We start from the raw sequence: 14,722 nt of genomic DNA on the forward strand, positions 1-14,722 counted from the left end.
CAGTATAAGTATTAAAAATAGCGTGGATTATTTATTTTGCCTCATCCAATCTCATAAAAATTACGTTAACTCTAATCCATTAGCTATCCCTTTTTATAAATCTTATTTGTAAAATAATTTCAGGTTATCTATACGTTTCAGTATAAAAAATTAGAATGTTAAGATTACTTCTTGAATATTTAATAATTGGTTTAATGATTGGTTATTAATAACTTTACAAGCAATATTATGTGTTATATTAGCAAGGTTTCTTGTATTAAGTGAAGATTCGCATACATAAACATCTTCAATATCATAAAGTTCAAGCATATTAAATGTCGCAATATAATCACGCATTAAAATGTGTTCTGGAGATTGATTAGGTAACAGATGAAATACACCATCATCAACAAAAAAGACAGAAATATGATTAATTGCGGATGCAGCTAAGGCAATATCCAATGCTTCTCGGCCCTTAGCATTACCATGAGGTAGAGAACTAATAATAATTGCGACTTTTTTCATTTAACAGCCTTAATACTAAATTTTTAATACTAAAATTGAATAGTTCGATCTGTTTCTGCAATAGATGCACTTAATTCACCAAGCCCAGTTAACTGAAAACAATCAGCAAGATTCGTTTCAATAACGCCTCGTCTTTGAGCAGCAGCAACACAAATAGTTAACGTTAAACAATACTCTTTTTCCAACGCCTGCCATGCTGATACTAAATCAAATTCATCACTAGCGGGATCGGTAAACCTATTACCATTATAGATACCATCTGCATAAAAAAAGATATTTTTAATTGTATGAGAAGTTTTGGATAGCAAAGTTTGTGCAAATTGATAGGCACAATAAGCAGATTGGGTCCCATATGCGGGACCCATAACAACAAGTGTATAACTTAATGAATCAGTCAAAATTAGTCAGCTAAATCTTATTTAGCGCTATTGTTGTTTTTATTTTGATCAGATGTTGATTGTTCAGTTTTATCATTGTTATCACCATCAATACCAAGTAATTCAACTTCAAATACTAATGTTGATGCTGGTTGAATACCTACTTTATCATCTTGACCAGGAAAACTTTGATCTCCATAAGCTAAATCTGGTGGAACAACAAGTTTAATTTTACCACCCACACCAACTAATTGAATTCCTTCAGTCCAACCTTTAATTACCGCATTAAGAGGGAAAGTTGCAGTTTCACCTCGGTCATAAGAACTATCGAATTTACGACCATCAGTTAAAGTACCGGTATAATGAACAATAACGGTGTCATCAGCTTTTGGATGGCGATCAGAACCCTCTTTGATGATTTGATAAAGTAATCCTGATTTTGTTTGTTTAACATCTTTTTCTTTTGCAAATTCTTCACGGAATTTATCGCCAGCGGCAGTATTTTCCGCTTTTTCTTTTTCAAAACGAGCTTTGGTTTCTTCTTGAATACGTTTACCAAATGCTTCTAAAACATCTTTAACTTCATCTTTTGAAAGTTGAGAAGCACCACGAAATGTTTCGTTAAAACCACTAATTAGATATTCTTTATCTGGACTAATTTCATTTTGCTCTAAATTTGTCGACATATATGAAGCAAACGAAGAACCTAAAGCATAAGCCTCTTTTTGTGCATCAGTTGATATTGTCACTTTATTGGTACTGGCGTTGCTATCAGTTGTATTTTTTTTATCATCACACCCAACCAATGCTAATACGATTGCACTACTTACTAATGTCATTTTGATCAATGATTTCATACTACTTCTCCGAGTTAGAATCTTTTATAGCTCAATTTTACTATTTAAATTATTATAAATGATTTAATGTAAGATAATATAGTATTTACAAATCATTTATGTAAATAAATTATAATAACATAGCATAAGCAGATTCGTATAAACAAAAAGTACTATTCAAATCATTCTTGAGTGAAAGCCACATCCTCAGTTATAATGAGTACAATTTATAGCAAATAATGTAAAAGGATAGCTATTTTGACAACCGAACTTAATACCCTTGATATTGAAGAAATCATCAGCTTACTACCTCATCGTTATCCATTTTTGATGGTTGATCGTGTACTTAGCTATGAAAAGGGCAAAACATTAAAAGCCATTAAAAATGTCACTTTTAATGAACCATTCTTCCAAGGTCACTTTCCAAATAAACCGATTTTTCCTGGCGTTTTAATTTTAGAAGCGATGGCTCAAGCAACTGGAATTTTAGCTTTCAAAAGCATTGAAGCGTTATCTCCGGGTCAACTTTACTATTTTGCTTCAATTGATAAAGCTCGCTTTAAACGCCCTGTAGTACCTGGTGATCAAATCGTACTTGATGTGGAATATATCAAAGAACGTCGTGGTATTGCATTGTTCCATGGTGTTGCAACAGTTGATGGTAATCTGGTTTGTGAAGCCGAAATGATGTGTGCACGTAAATAATATTGATTTTGAAATATCCCAAAAGTATTAAGGAAATGCTATGTCAACGGAAATACATCCAAGTTCAGTAATAGAAAAAGGGGCTAAAATTGGCGATAATGTCAAAATTGGACCTTTTTGCTTTGTTGGTGAAAATGTTGAAATTGGTGATGGGACCTTTTTAAAATCACATGTAGTCATCAATGGTCACACTAAAATTGGTAAAGATAATCAAATTTATCAATTTACTTCAATTGGTGAAGTTAACCAAGATTTAAAATATCGTGGTGAACCAACGCGCACTGAAATCGGTGATCGCAACATGATTCGCGAAAGCGTAACCATTCACCGTGGCACCGTTCAAGGTGGTGAATTAACGCGTATTGGCAATGATAATCTATTTATGATTAATGCACATGTTGCTCACGATTGTGTCATTGGTGATCACTGTATTTTAGCTAATAATGCAACTTTAGGCGGACATGTCCAATTAGACGATTATGTAATTATAGGTGGCATGACAGCCGTTCATCAATTTTGTGTTATTGGTTCACATGTTATGGTGGGTGGGTGCTCTGGTGTTGCCCAAGATGTACCACCTTATGTTATTGCCCAAGGTAATCATGCAAGCCCTCACGGTGTAAATTATGAAGGTTTAAAACGTCGTGGGTTTAGTAAAGAGGCTTTGCAAGCGATTCGCAATAGTTATAAAGTCCTTTATCGAAACGGCTTAACATTAGACGATGCCAAAGTAGAGATTGAAACCATAGCTAAACAGTATCCTGAAGTCCAATTATTTATTGATTTCTTTTCACGTTCAACGCGTGGCATCATCCGTTAATGATAAATAAACCATTAATCATTGCGTTAGTCGCAGGGGAAACCTCGGGCGACATTCTTGGTGCAGGTTTAATTCGCGCACTCAAAAATCATCATCCCAATATTGAGTTTATTGGAATTGCTGGACCACAAATGCAGGCTGAAGGCTGTAAAGCTTGGTACGAAATGGATGAACTTTCGGTTATGGGGATCATTGAGGTGTTAGGTCGATTACGTCGTATTTTAGCTATTCGTCGCGACATCACTAAACGCCTTATTGAGTTAAAACCTGATATTTTTATTGGTATTGACGCCCCTGATTTTAATCTTTCGTTAGAAGGCAAACTTAAGCAAGCAGGCATTAAAACTATTCACTATGTGAGTCCTTCGGTTTGGGCGTGGAAGCAAAAACGAGTATTTAAAATTAAACGCAATACTAATCTTATCTTAGCGTTTTTACCTTTTGAAAAAGCGTTTTATGATAAGTTTGATGTTCCTTGCCGTTTTATCGGTCATAAAATGGCAGATGATATTCCATTAAATCCAGATCAAAAAGTAATGCGTCAGCAATTAGGTATCCCTCTTGATTGTCTTTGTTTGGCTTTATTGCCTGGTAGCCGTCACGCAGAGGTCTCTTTACTGTCAGAACCATTTCTAAAAGCAGCACAATTATTACGTAAGCGTTATCCTGATTTACATATTGTGGTACCGTTAGTTAATGCTAAAAGACGTAAAGAGTTTGAACAAATCAAAGCTCAAATCGCCCCTAATCTTGAAGTGCAGCTATTAGATGGTCAAGCTCGTGAAGCGATGATTTCAAGTAATGCCACTATCTTGGCATCTGGCACAGCAGCATTAGAGTGTATGTTAGCCAAATGCCCAATGGTAGTAGGATATAAAATGAAAGCATTTACTTTTTGGTTAGCTAAAAAAATAATCAAAACGCCTTATGTTTCTTTACCCAATATTTTAGCTGGAAAAGAACTTGTACCCGAACTATTACAACAAGATTGCACACCAGAAAATATCGCCAATCATATTATCCCTTTTTTAGAAGGAGATAATACCGAAGTTAAAAATACCTTTCTCACATTACATAAACAAATTCGTTGTAATGCTGATGAACAAGCTGCACAAGCAGTATTAGATGTTTTAAAGGATTAGTGTTTTAAAAATACGCAGTTAGAGGATTTATATCGTTGTTAGAATTTACTTACCCTGATGCTACATTAATAGCCGGAGTCGATGAAGTTGGAAGAGGTCCGCTATGTGGTGATGTCGTTACTGCAGCAGTTATATTAGATCCAACTAAACCTATCGTTGGTTTAACCGACTCAAAAAAACTTACTGAAAAAAAACGTGAACAATTATTTGAAGTAATTAAAGATAATGCATTAGCTTGGTGTGTTGCCAGAGCATCGGTGGATGAAATCGATGAGTTAAATATTTTACATGCCACTATGCTGGCTATGCAACGAGCGGTATCCGGCTTAAAAATCAAACCCAATTATGTCTTAGTCGATGGTAATCGTTGCCCCAATTTTGGCATTCAAACTCAATCAGTTGTTAAAGGTGATCTATTAGTGGCAGAAATCAGTGCTGCATCAATTTTAGCTAAAGTCACACGAGATCGTGAGATGGTCGAGTTAGATAAACTTTATCCCCAATATGGTCTTGCTAAACATAAAGGTTACCCAACCAAAGATCATTTAATTGCAATAGAAAAACATGGCATTAACCATTTATATCGTAAAAGCTTTGCTCCAATAAAAAAATTACTGCTATGCTAAAGTAAATTACCAGCGCTTATCAACAGTGATTAATAATGGTGAATTAAACATCGCAACAGGTGAAATTACAGTTTCTTGATAAGGTATCTTATTACCATAGCGTTCTTTTAATTTTTGTTTAACCGCTGGTGATGACAGATTAAAATCTTTAATCGTTTGTAATTGACCAATTTTCAGTTTAAGTGCCCGATTATAAATTTTCCAAACTAATTCTGAACAATAAATATAATTATCATCCCATCCAAACCAAATATCGTAAGGTTTGTTTTCAAATGTTTTAGCGACCTGTTTTAAATTGGTAATTTCTTTTTGTGATAAGGTATGATCTTTTAAACGCTTTATCACATATTTTTTATTTTTTCCGCGATTTATCCACTTATCTAACGGCGTATAAACCACTCTACTTGCCGCTTCAAAAACATAAGGTTTGCCATCTTTAGTAAAAATGATACCCATATGACTATAAGGGGACTTAGTTGCCTGCTCAACAGCTTTACTTTGGTTGGATTGAGAAGATTGGAAAATAATATCGCCATCTAGTGGTTGATAATTTGCTAAAGCAGTGCAGCTAGCAAAAAGTAAACCAAAAATGAAAATAAAATGCATCAACTACTACCTATAAAAATTTAATCAATTAAGATAATAATATAATCTAAAACAGCTACTTAAAAAATTTTTTAAGTAGCTGTTAGTCTTTTTTTAATAATTAATCACGATTACTAAAAATAGAAGTCGATTTGGTTTTATACATAAATTTACTGGCACGAGCAAAACGAATAGTTTTAAAAATGCCAAGTAAATTTGCTTGATGCATACGATAAAGTAATTTATGAATCATTAAAGCAAGACATCCTTTAACACCCATTTCACTATTACCAATTAATTTAACTACACCTTCAGCAGTATTATGTAGTGAAATAACAGTACCTTTGTCATTATATTTAAATGTATTTAAAGGTTCATTATTTAATAATTTAATAATATTTTCGTAACAAATTTTCGCCATTTGATGAGCAGCTTGACCAGTAGGTGGTGAAGCATGACCATTATCTTGCATTGCATAAGCACAATCGCCAATAACAAAAATACTGTCATCACGAGAAGTTTGCAATGTCGGTTTCACCACCAATTGATTGGAACGACTAGATTCTAATCCTGAAATTTCTTTTAAATAATCAGGTGCTTTAACACCCGCAGTCCAAATCATAATATCGGCTTTGATGATATCGCCATCTTTTGGATAAAATCCATCATTTTCCGCTTTCGTAATCATGGTTTTTGTTAATACATGAATACCCTGTTTTTCAAGCGTTTTAGTAATACTTATCGCTGTTTTTTCTGGCAAAGCAGGTAAAATACGATCAGTTGCTTCAATAACTGACACATCTAGAAGATCCGAACACATTTTGTTACGACCACAGGCGCCAAATTTTTCTACCATATTTGGTAATTCAGAAGCTAATTCAACACCGGTTGCTCCACCACCAACGATTGCAATTCGGATTTTATCCTCATCAGTGCTTTGATGATCATCAATGATTGAACAAAAACTGGTGAATTTATTGATCAATATTTCTCGTAAGCGAATAGCCGCATTTTGATCATCCAAAAAGATACAATGTTCTTTAACACCTGGTGTACCAAAATCGTTAGAGGTACTACCAATGGCAATAACCAGAATATCGTAATCAATAGAAATAGGTTCATCATTATGGTTGATAACCGTAATTTGCTTGCTATTTCGATCAAGATCGGTAAATGTACCTTGGGTAAACTCAAAATTATGCTGTTGCCCTTGAGATGCATAATAAATATTATCAACTTGCTCATCAAGGACACCCGTTGCTACTTCATGTAATAATGGTTTCCATAAATGATAACTGTTTTTATCAACTAAGGTAATTTGAGCTTTGTCCGTTTTGCCTAATTTATCACCTAGATCAGTAGCGAGTTCTAAACCACCAGCACCACCACCTATAATAATTATTTTTTGCATAATTAAAGCCTTATTAATTTAATTATAAATATCTTACTAAATAAGTAGGTTTTTATCTATTTCTTTTGACTGATAACATTCATAAATAAAATCTATTAAAATGGTGGTTTAGAATTATTGAAATTTATTTAAGGGTGAAATAGAATGTGAGCAATTGAGTTATAAATTATTCCATGTAATCTTTATTTTGGTATAAAAATATAGCTTTGATTGTTTAAATAAAACACTATATCGTATGATATAGTAATCATTAATGACGTATGTTAATTCTTGATTGCGTACAATTATCCTAGTTCTTTAGGCCTTATCTTACAATTGTCACTCAAAACAAATTTATGAATAAAAAAATTTTTATTGTTATAGCATTGATTGTTATATTAATTTCGATGGCGATCTTAATTCGTGCTCATAATAGCGAACTTATCTTACAAGGCGAAGTTGATGCGCCTAATGTTAGCATTTCCTCTAAAGCAAAGGGGCGAGTGCAAATTATTCATGTGAATCGTGGTGATGATGTCAAACAAAATGATGTCTTAATTACGCTTGATAGTCCAGAACTTTTAGCACAAGTTAAAGCGGCTGAAGCAGCACGAGATCAAGCACAAGCACAAGTATCACTTTCTGAACATGGCACACGTGAAGAAAGTATTCGTTATTATGAAGCATTACTTGAACAAGCTAAAGTAGCTTATGACAATGCCTCAAAAGAGTACAATCGTAATAAAGCAATTTCAGCAAAAGGCTTTGTATCACAATCAATATTAGATAATGCGCTGAAAACGCGTGATGCTGCTTATCAACAAGTTTTATCAGCACAGGCTAATTTAGATCAAGCACGAAATGGTGATCGTGTTGAACAACGACAAATTTATGATGCCAAATTAAAAGAAGCTGAAGAACAACTTAAGCAATTACAAATCCAATTTGATGACTTGCAAGTTAAAGCCCCAGTAGATGGAGAAGTAGGTTCAATTCCTGCTGAAGTAGGCGAATTATTCAATGCCAATAGTCCACTATTAACCGTTATTCGATTACCACAAGCTTATTTTGTGTTTAATATTCGTGAAAATATTATGCCTCATATTCATAAAGGTGATCATATTAAGCTAGAAGTTCCCGCACTTGGTAACAAAGAAGTTGAAGCGGAAGTTCGTTTTATTTCACCAATGGGTGATTATGCAACCAAACGCGCCACTCGTGCGACCGGTGATTTTGATTTAAAAACGTTTGAAATTAGACTTTATCCAACTAAACCTGTAGAAGGCTTACGCGCAGGTATGAGTACATTATGGAAAATAGACAACTAGTTTTAGACTTCTGGCATCGCTTTAAAGACGCTTTTAACGATGAAATACCAGTTATATTTAAGCGATTTACTTTCCATTGGTTAATGTGGATTTTACCGCTAATTATCTTTGTGTTAATTAGCAGTATCTTTCACAAAGGTGTACTGTTTGATCTACCGGTAGGCTATGTTGATCAAGATAAAAGCTCTTTATCTCGTGAAATAATACGGGATCTTAACGCTGGCGCACATGCCAATCTGATCAATTATGATAATCAGCTAAAAATGGCTGAACATGATTTAGAAAAAGCCAAAATTTATGCCGTTCTTTATATACCACCTAATTTTGAGGCAGATGTGTTAGCTGGCCGTCAGCCAACACCAATGCTCTATTATAATGCTCTATATTATAGTGCTGGTTTATATTCAATAATGGATTATTCAGGGTTAATTGCATCGTTAAACACCCAATATCGGACAACCATGGCAACCAGTATTGGTTTACCCGTTCCCAAACTTGCTCAAGTTAATTTCAATTATGATGGGCTATTTAATGCAAGTGGTAACTCAATGTACTTCCAACAATTTTCGGCAGTAGTGCATTTGTTGCAATTATTTGTGGTTACCACAACTATTTATATTTTGTCGCAATTACCCAAACGTACTCGACCTAATTATCCGTTTGTATTAGGTAAATTAGCTCCTTATACCATTTGGTATACCATGTTATTGATGTTTGAAATAGCAATGCTGGTTTTATTTTCTGATGCTCGAGTTTCAGGTTCGCCATTTGCTATGATGATGGTGGTCTTCTTTTATGTGATTGCGGCACAAAGTATTGGTATTTTGCTTTACACGTTTACCAAAACAACATTAGATGCATATACCTATATTGGGGTTTTAGTAGGACTTGCATTAACCTATTCAGGCGTGGTTGTGCCAGAGCTATCTATGCCGTGGATAGCTAGATTTATCTCATCACTTGAACCTTTAACTTATGCCCTCAATAAATTGTTCGATCTATTTTTACGGCATTCTAGTTATCTATCCGTATTAAAAACCTGTAGTATTTTAATGATCTATCCAATAATTATTACAGTATTAGTTAGAAAACGTTTAGTCAAACGTTTACACTCACAGTAAGAGGCAATATTTGGATGCTTAAGCTATTTTTTTCTTCAGCTGTAAAAATGTTTTTCTTTATGCTAATGCGACCAATGTGGTTATTGATGTTATTGTCTGTCTCGTTAATGAGTCTTGTTTATCTTAATGGTACTATCACTAATTTACCCGTTGCTATTGTCGATCAAGATCATACAGCTACAAGCCGCAGTTTGATTCGTTCTTTAAATACCAGTTCTAAAATCAATGTCCTTACTTATGAAAATTCATTACAAGCTTATGACGATATAAACAATCGTAAATTGTTTGCTGTGTTTACCATTCCAAGGGATTTTGAAAAACGCTTATTAAATGGTGAAGACGTAACCATTCCTGCTTATGGTGATGCCTCTAGCCGTTTAGCTAATGGTTTGATACAAGTCGATATTAAGGGAATATATCAACAAATATTGACTGAATATAATACGCGGGTAATGCGTAATGGTGGTTTTTCTGATCAGCAGATTAATATCATTTTATCGCCAATAAAAGGGCAAACGATGCCACTTTATAATGCTGGTATCAGCTTTGCAGCAATAACCTTTCCTGGACTATTAGTCATGTTGTTGCAACACTCCTTTTTAATTGCCTCAACGCGAACCAATATTACCCTACACTCCTTGCCACAAGGTAAGCCACCAAGGATTGTTATATTCGGAAGTTTATTCGGTATTATTCCAATATGGTTATTTTTATCTATAGTCCTATTTGGATTATGGCCATGGCTACTCGGCTATCGGCAATTAGCCAGCATACCTGAAATTATTATCATGACATTTCCTCTATTATTAGGAATTTTGGGCTTAAGTAAATTGCTCACGGAGTGTTTACGCCGAACAGAGATGATCTATTTAACTTTAGCCTTTTTAACAACACCTGTATTTTACCTATCAGGTACCATATGGCCACTTGATGCTATGCCTTTATGGGTACAAACAGTATCGAGAATGCTGCCATCAACATGGGCAACGAATATGATTGCAGGCGTAAATCAGATGGGATTAGGTCTGTCAGACAATTTATTTAATATATTTATGATTCTTTTTCTCGGTGTAATGTATGGTTCATTAGGCTTTTTTATAGCTGCACTACGAGAAGGAAAAGTCAGAGGATATTTCAAAAAATTAAAGAGTTTTTTACATCCTAAAAATCCAAAAGTTAATAATAAACCGTCAATTAGTTAGTACTAAAACGTGAATATATTATCAATTACTGATATGATGAATACTTGATTTTGAAATAAATAATATGTTGTATGCCCAATAAATATTATCCATGGATTATTAGTTTACGCCCTAAAACATTAGTATTATCACTTTGTGCTATTTTGATGGGTAATGCACTTGCGTATTGGAATTGGTCTTTTGATCCACTGATTATGCTCTTATCAATCATTACCGCATCATTACTACAAATTTTATCTAATTTAGCCAATGATTATGGCGATGCAATTAAAGGCAGTGATAGACAAAACTTAAATGGGCATAAACGTGGTTTGCAGTTAGGTTTAATTACGCTTAATCAATTAAAAAAAGCACTATGGATTAATAGTTTTTTATGTATTTTATTTGGACTAACTTTAATTTATTTAGCTTGTAATAATATTTATGAAATTTTAAGTTTTATACTATTAGGAATATTATCTATTATTGCAGCAATAACTTACACGATAGGTAAAAAACCTTATGGTTATATAGGTCTTGGAGACCTATCTGTGCTTATCTTTTTTGGTCTAATTAGCGTAGCAGGAAGCTATTACTTACAAAGCAAAACATTACCAATGCCGATTATTTTGCCAGCTTTAGGCTGTGGGTTATTGTCCGTTGCAGTGCTTAATATCAATAATCTTCGTGATATAGACAGTGACAAAATGAATCACAAACGAACACTGGTAGTTTTAATGGGCAAAGAGCTTGGGCGCGTTTATCACCTTCTATTATTGGTGATTTCATTATGCTCATTTAGCTTGTTCGCCTATAGTTATCTACAAACTTGTTGGAGTTGGTTATTTATGCTCTGTCTACCTTTGTTGATTAGACATATTTATGCCGTTTTTCAATTTAAAACAGCAAAAGATGCGTTCCCTTTACTATTGCAGATGGTCAAACTTGCTTTATTGATTAATTTACTTTATTGTTTGGGAATAATTTTGAGCTAGCTCACGATTATTTAATTTTAATATCGTTTTACTTGATGTTAGCGTTATACTATATAGTATTAAAATACGACAGCAAAAGGAGACCTGATGATGGAGTTTGATACTTCAATTCTTTGCGATTACTACCCAGAAGATGTTAACGTAGTGGAACCTATATTTAGTAATTTTGGTGGTGTAACATCATTTTCTGGACAAATTGTGACAGTCAAATGTTTCGAGGACAATGGTTTACTTTTTGAAACTCTACAAACTGATGGCACAGGTAAAATTTTGGTAATTGATGGCGGTGGTTCAGTGCGTCGTGCGTTGATTGATGCAGAACTAATTGATATTGCAATACAAAATCAATGGGAAGGAATTATTGTTTATGGTGCTGTTCGTCAAGTTGACTACTTAGCTGAAGCTGAAATTGGCATTCAAGCACTTACCGCAATTCCTGTAGGAGCTGAAAATCAAGGCGTTGGTGAAGTTGATATCCGCGTTAACTTTGGTGGCGTAACATTCTTTTCAGGCGATTTTGTCTATGCCGATAATACTGGTATTATTTTGTCTGAAATTGCATTAGAAATAGAAGAATAATATATTATTCTTGCCGCCGATAAATATCGGCGGTTTTTTACTGAAACATAGCCATTACCTCAAACTTTTTGACAATAATTTATCTATCATTTGATCGTTCGCTTGCGAATATATCCCCCTGTTACTGTCATAATTAATCCAGCTATTTCCATATCTAATAATTTACTGGTAAGTTCAGGAATCGATAAATTAACCAATGCTGCAATTGTATCAACTGCAATGGGTTGATGATGAATGACAGCAAAAATTTCAGGATACAAAATACAATTATTGAGATCTTCATCGTCTTTTGTTTGTCGATTTATTGTTGATAAATAACGACTATAATGCTCTAAAATATCAATAGGCTCAGTAACTAAATAGGCTCCTTGCTTAATTAAATAATGCGTTCCACCACAGTTTTGATTATCAATATCACCTGGCAATGCAAACACATCACGATTTTGCTCAAGTGCATAACGAGCGGTTATTAGTGAACCACTTTTTTCTGATGCTTCAATGACAAAAGTACCTAAACTTAGCCCACTAATAATTCGATTACGTCTGGGAAAATATTCTGCTCTTGCTTTTTCAAACGGCAAAAATTCTGATATTATCGCACCATGTTGCGCTAAAATATCATTCGCTAAGTTTAAGTTTGACCTTGGTGCAATATTGACTAATCCACTACCGAGTACGGCAATAGTATTACCCGCTACCTCAAGCGCACCGCGATGGCAAATCGCATCTAAACCTAGGGCTAAACCACTAGTAATGGTTAATCCATTGATGGCTAATTCACCAGCAAAATATCGTCCCCATTGAGCGCCATATTCACTAAACTCACGGCTACCAACCATAGCAATTTGTGGAGAATGTAATAGCTGACGATTACCCATAACAAATAAAAAAATTGGCGGTGAACTAATTTGCTTAAGCAGAATCGGATAATCTGAATCACAATACGCAATTAAATGCTTTTGAGGATAAGGAGTATTGAGCCACTCAAGTATCGGTTCAAAATGAAAATAAGAAGTAGCTAAAAAATTTTCTTGTTGCTCTTGAGTCAATGCTAATTTCTCAAGTAAAAACGATACATTATTAATTATATTAGGCAGATCTGTGCCAAAAAGTTGGCTAATTTTTTTAAAAATTGAAAGCTTTCCTTGTCCAAGCATTGAAATTCGTAATAAGAATTCATATTTACTCATTATAACTTTTTGCACTCATGTTAAATAAATTTAATTTTCTGAATAGATAAGATAAATACTACCAATAGCCAATAAGGGCTATTCAATGACATGATAAATGTTTACAATGAGTAATAAACTGAACTAATCTGAATTTTGAGGAGTAGATCGAAGAATTTATGGCTATTTTACCGGTATTACGTTTCCCTGATGAGCGACTCCGCAAAGTTGCTAAACCCGTCACCCAATTTACGCCAGAGTTACAAACTATTATCGACAACATGATTGAAACCATGTATGCAGAAAAAGGCATTGGCCTTGCATCAACACAAGTGGACATACATGAGCAGATCATTGTAATTGATGTAACCGAAGACAAAAGCCAACCTTATGTGATTATTAATCCTGAAGTAATCAGTCAAGAAGGCGAGACAGGAATTGAAGAAGGTTGCTTATCAATACCTGATTGTCGAGGTTTTGTACCAAGAGCGGAAAAAATTAAAATCAAAGCACTAGATCGTGATGGAAATCCTTATGAAATTGATGCCGACGACCTACTTGCTATTTGTATACAACACGAAATGGATCATTTAAAAGGTAAATTATTTGTCGATTACCTTTCACCATTAAAACGTCAGCGAATTGAACAAAAGATGAAAAAACTGACGCGTGAAGAGCAACGTAAAAAATAAAATTAACCGCCATTTATAGATGGCGGTTAAACCATCTACTATTTACGACGATACTATTATTTAGCCACAATAACCATCGCTGGACGAATTAATCGACCATTTAAAGTATAACCTTTTTGGATTGTATTAACGATTTGTCCTGATTGATGTTCTGGTGATTCAACCATACTAATTGCTTGGTGCACATCAGGATTTAATTGAGAATCTTCCGTGCTAACAACTTCAATACCAAATTTTTTGACCGTATCTAGGAACGATTTTAATGTCAGTTCTAAGCCTTCAACGGTTGCTTGATGTTCCGGATTATTTTTATCAGTAGATAATAAAGCACGTTCTAAGTTATCAATGACGGGTAACAATTCATTTGAAAACTTTTCTAACGCAAATTTACGCGCTTTATCGACATCTTGCTCAACACGTTTACGAACATTATCAATTTCAGCACGCGCACGAATCATCGCTTCGCTTTCATTCTTTTTAGCTAATTGTAAAGCTTGTTCAAGCTCGGCAATACGAGTATCTTTTGCTTTCAATTGCTCTTCTAAATCTGGCTGCGCTGCCGCTTGTTGTTCTGTTGTTTCTTCTGCTGGGGTGTCAATGTTAGCTTCATTTTCTGACATATTTTTATCTTGTTCTGTCATAAGGTACTCCAAATGTAGTCGAAAACTTAAT

General features: G+C 34.3%; 17 protein-coding genes. 10 read left to right on the forward strand and 7 right to left on the reverse strand.

Features of this window, described 5'->3' with window-relative positions; translation table 11 throughout:
* Positions 1-150 precede the first annotated feature (150 nt).
* From tusC to fkpA, 3 genes are read right to left on the reverse strand one after another with little or no spacing between them, the layout of a single operon-like run.
* Positions 151-504 (reverse strand): sulfurtransferase complex subunit TusC, encoded by a 354-nt coding sequence (gene tusC, locus A9G17_RS06895; protein ID WP_065738087.1) that lies wholly within the window; start codon positions 502-504, stop codon positions 151-153.
* A gap of 29 nt (positions 505-533) precedes the next feature.
* Positions 534-869: a sulfurtransferase complex subunit TusD gene (gene tusD / locus A9G17_RS06900; protein WP_065739113.1), complete on the reverse strand. Its 336-nt coding sequence runs from the start codon at positions 867-869 to the stop codon at positions 534-536.
* Between the two features lie 50 nt (positions 870-919).
* Positions 920-1,738 carry an FKBP-type peptidyl-prolyl cis-trans isomerase gene (gene fkpA, locus A9G17_RS06905; protein WP_065738088.1) on the reverse strand — a complete coding sequence of 273 codons (819 nt, stop codon included), beginning with the start codon at positions 1,736-1,738 and terminating at the stop codon, positions 920-922.
* 237 nt (positions 1,739-1,975) lie between these two features.
* Between fkpA and fabZ the strand changes: the two genes are divergently transcribed.
* Genes fabZ through rnhB form a run of 4 tightly spaced genes read left to right on the forward strand, consistent with a single transcriptional unit; the run spans position 1,976 to position 5,010 of the window.
* A complete protein-coding gene (gene fabZ, locus A9G17_RS06910; protein WP_065738089.1) occupies positions 1,976-2,422 on the forward strand; it encodes a 3-hydroxyacyl-ACP dehydratase FabZ in 447 nt (148 codons plus the stop codon).
* Positions 2,423-2,462: 40 nt separating this feature from the next.
* Positions 2,463-3,242, forward strand: coding sequence for an acyl-ACP--UDP-N-acetylglucosamine O-acyltransferase (gene lpxA, locus A9G17_RS06915; protein ID WP_065738090.1), 780 nt, complete (start codon positions 2,463-2,465; stop codon positions 3,240-3,242).
* Positions 3,242-4,384 carry a lipid-A-disaccharide synthase gene (gene lpxB / locus A9G17_RS06920; RefSeq protein ID WP_065738091.1) on the forward strand — a complete coding sequence of 381 codons (1,143 nt, stop codon included), beginning with the start codon at positions 3,242-3,244 and terminating at the stop codon, positions 4,382-4,384. The genes lpxA and lpxB overlap by 1 nt, the downstream gene beginning before the upstream one ends.
* Before the next feature lie 35 nt (positions 4,385-4,419).
* Positions 4,420-5,010, forward strand: a complete 591-nt coding sequence (gene rnhB / locus A9G17_RS06925; protein WP_065738092.1) for a ribonuclease HII — start codon at positions 4,420-4,422, stop codon at positions 5,008-5,010.
* A 6-nt stretch (positions 5,011-5,016) separates the two neighbouring features.
* Here rnhB and A9G17_RS06930 read toward each other — a convergent pair whose 3' ends face one another.
* Both A9G17_RS06930 and A9G17_RS06935 read right to left on the reverse strand, forming a co-directional pair.
* Entirely contained in the window at positions 5,017-5,616 is a 600-nt protein-coding gene (locus tag A9G17_RS06930) for a YiiX family permuted papain-like enzyme (RefSeq protein WP_065738093.1), read from the reverse strand.
* Between the two features lie 100 nt (positions 5,617-5,716).
* On the reverse strand, positions 5,717-7,006 hold the full coding sequence (locus A9G17_RS06935; RefSeq protein ID WP_253248104.1) for an NAD(P)/FAD-dependent oxidoreductase: 1,290 nt from the start codon (positions 7,004-7,006) through the stop codon (positions 5,717-5,719).
* Between the two features lie 335 nt (positions 7,007-7,341).
* On the opposite strand from A9G17_RS06935, the gene A9G17_RS06940 reads away from it, so the two are divergent.
* The 5 genes from A9G17_RS06940 to rraA all read left to right on the forward strand — a co-directional run bounded on the left by A9G17_RS06940 (position 7,342) and on the right by rraA (position 12,189).
* Positions 7,342-8,313, forward strand: a complete 972-nt coding sequence (locus tag A9G17_RS06940) for an HlyD family secretion protein (protein WP_065738094.1) — start codon at positions 7,342-7,344, stop codon at positions 8,311-8,313.
* The gene (locus tag A9G17_RS06945; RefSeq protein ID WP_065738095.1) at positions 8,295-9,434 is read left to right on the forward strand and encodes an ABC transporter permease; all 1,140 of its coding nucleotides are present in this window, start codon (positions 8,295-8,297) and stop codon (positions 9,432-9,434) included. Before A9G17_RS06940 ends, A9G17_RS06945 begins: the two co-directional genes overlap by 19 nt.
* A gap of 14 nt (positions 9,435-9,448) precedes the next feature.
* Entirely contained in the window at positions 9,449-10,636 is a 1,188-nt protein-coding gene (locus A9G17_RS06950; RefSeq protein WP_065738096.1) for an ABC transporter permease, read from the forward strand.
* Between the two features lie 71 nt (positions 10,637-10,707).
* On the forward strand, positions 10,708-11,610 hold the full coding sequence (locus tag A9G17_RS06955) for a 1,4-dihydroxy-2-naphthoate polyprenyltransferase (protein WP_065738097.1): 903 nt from the start codon (positions 10,708-10,710) through the stop codon (positions 11,608-11,610).
* A 90-nt stretch (positions 11,611-11,700) separates the two neighbouring features.
* The gene (rraA, locus tag A9G17_RS06960) at positions 11,701-12,189 is read left to right on the forward strand and encodes a ribonuclease E activity regulator RraA (protein ID WP_065738098.1); all 489 of its coding nucleotides are present in this window, start codon (positions 11,701-11,703) and stop codon (positions 12,187-12,189) included.
* Between the two features lie 86 nt (positions 12,190-12,275).
* Here the strand turns inward: rraA and dprA are convergent, their stop codons facing one another.
* The gene (gene dprA, locus A9G17_RS06965; RefSeq protein WP_065738099.1) at positions 12,276-13,379 is read right to left on the reverse strand and encodes a DNA-processing protein DprA; all 1,104 of its coding nucleotides are present in this window, start codon (positions 13,377-13,379) and stop codon (positions 12,276-12,278) included.
* 158 nt (positions 13,380-13,537) lie between these two features.
* Between dprA and def the strand changes: the two genes are divergently transcribed.
* The gene (gene def, locus A9G17_RS06970; protein WP_065738100.1) at positions 13,538-14,050 is read left to right on the forward strand and encodes a peptide deformylase; all 513 of its coding nucleotides are present in this window, start codon (positions 13,538-13,540) and stop codon (positions 14,048-14,050) included.
* A gap of 56 nt (positions 14,051-14,106) precedes the next feature.
* Here the strand turns inward: def and grpE are convergent, their stop codons facing one another.
* On the reverse strand, positions 14,107-14,691 hold the full coding sequence (gene grpE / locus A9G17_RS06975) for a nucleotide exchange factor GrpE (protein ID WP_065738101.1): 585 nt from the start codon (positions 14,689-14,691) through the stop codon (positions 14,107-14,109).
* Between the last annotated feature and the right edge of the window lie 31 nt (positions 14,692-14,722).

Origin of the sequence: Gilliamella sp. wkB7 (assembly GCF_001693435.1) — a bacterium.
Taxonomy (GTDB): Bacteria; Pseudomonadota; Gammaproteobacteria; order Enterobacterales; family Orbaceae; genus Gilliamella; species Gilliamella apicola_N.

Excerpts from the sequence above, each read along its gene's own strand:
- A9G17_RS06950 (WP_065738096.1), top strand. The coding sequence starts at position 9,449 with ATGCTTAAGCTATTTTTTTCTTCAGCTGTAAAAATGTTTTTCTTTATG.
- lpxB (WP_065738091.1), top strand. The coding sequence starts at position 3,242 with ATGATAAATAAACCATTAATCATTGCGTTAGTCGCAGGGGAAACCTCG.
- A9G17_RS06940 (WP_065738094.1), top strand. The coding sequence starts at position 7,342 with ATGAATAAAAAAATTTTTATTGTTATAGCATTGATTGTTATATTAATT.
- lpxA (WP_065738090.1), top strand. The coding sequence starts at position 2,463 with ATGTCAACGGAAATACATCCAAGTTCAGTAATAGAAAAAGGGGCTAAA.
- A9G17_RS06930 (WP_065738093.1), bottom strand. The coding sequence starts at position 5,616 with ATGCATTTTATTTTCATTTTTGGTTTACTTTTTGCTAGCTGCACTGCT.
- grpE (WP_065738101.1), bottom strand. The coding sequence starts at position 14,691 with ATGACAGAACAAGATAAAAATATGTCAGAAAATGAAGCTAACATTGAC.
- dprA (WP_065738099.1), bottom strand. The coding sequence starts at position 13,379 with ATGAGTAAATATGAATTCTTATTACGAATTTCAATGCTTGGACAAGGA.
- tusD (WP_065739113.1), bottom strand. The coding sequence starts at position 869 with ATGGGTCCCGCATATGGGACCCAATCTGCTTATTGTGCCTATCAATTT.
- A9G17_RS06955 (WP_065738097.1), top strand. The coding sequence starts at position 10,708 with ATGCCCAATAAATATTATCCATGGATTATTAGTTTACGCCCTAAAACA.
- def (WP_065738100.1), top strand. The coding sequence starts at position 13,538 with ATGGCTATTTTACCGGTATTACGTTTCCCTGATGAGCGACTCCGCAAA.
- fkpA (WP_065738088.1), bottom strand. The coding sequence starts at position 1,738 with ATGAAATCATTGATCAAAATGACATTAGTAAGTAGTGCAATCGTATTA.
- rraA (WP_065738098.1), top strand. The coding sequence starts at position 11,701 with ATGGAGTTTGATACTTCAATTCTTTGCGATTACTACCCAGAAGATGTT.
- A9G17_RS06945 (WP_065738095.1), top strand. The coding sequence starts at position 8,295 with ATGGAAAATAGACAACTAGTTTTAGACTTCTGGCATCGCTTTAAAGAC.
- A9G17_RS06935 (WP_253248104.1), bottom strand. The coding sequence starts at position 7,006 with ATGCAAAAAATAATTATTATAGGTGGTGGTGCTGGTGGTTTAGAACTC.
- tusC (WP_065738087.1), bottom strand. The coding sequence starts at position 504 with ATGAAAAAAGTCGCAATTATTATTAGTTCTCTACCTCATGGTAATGCT.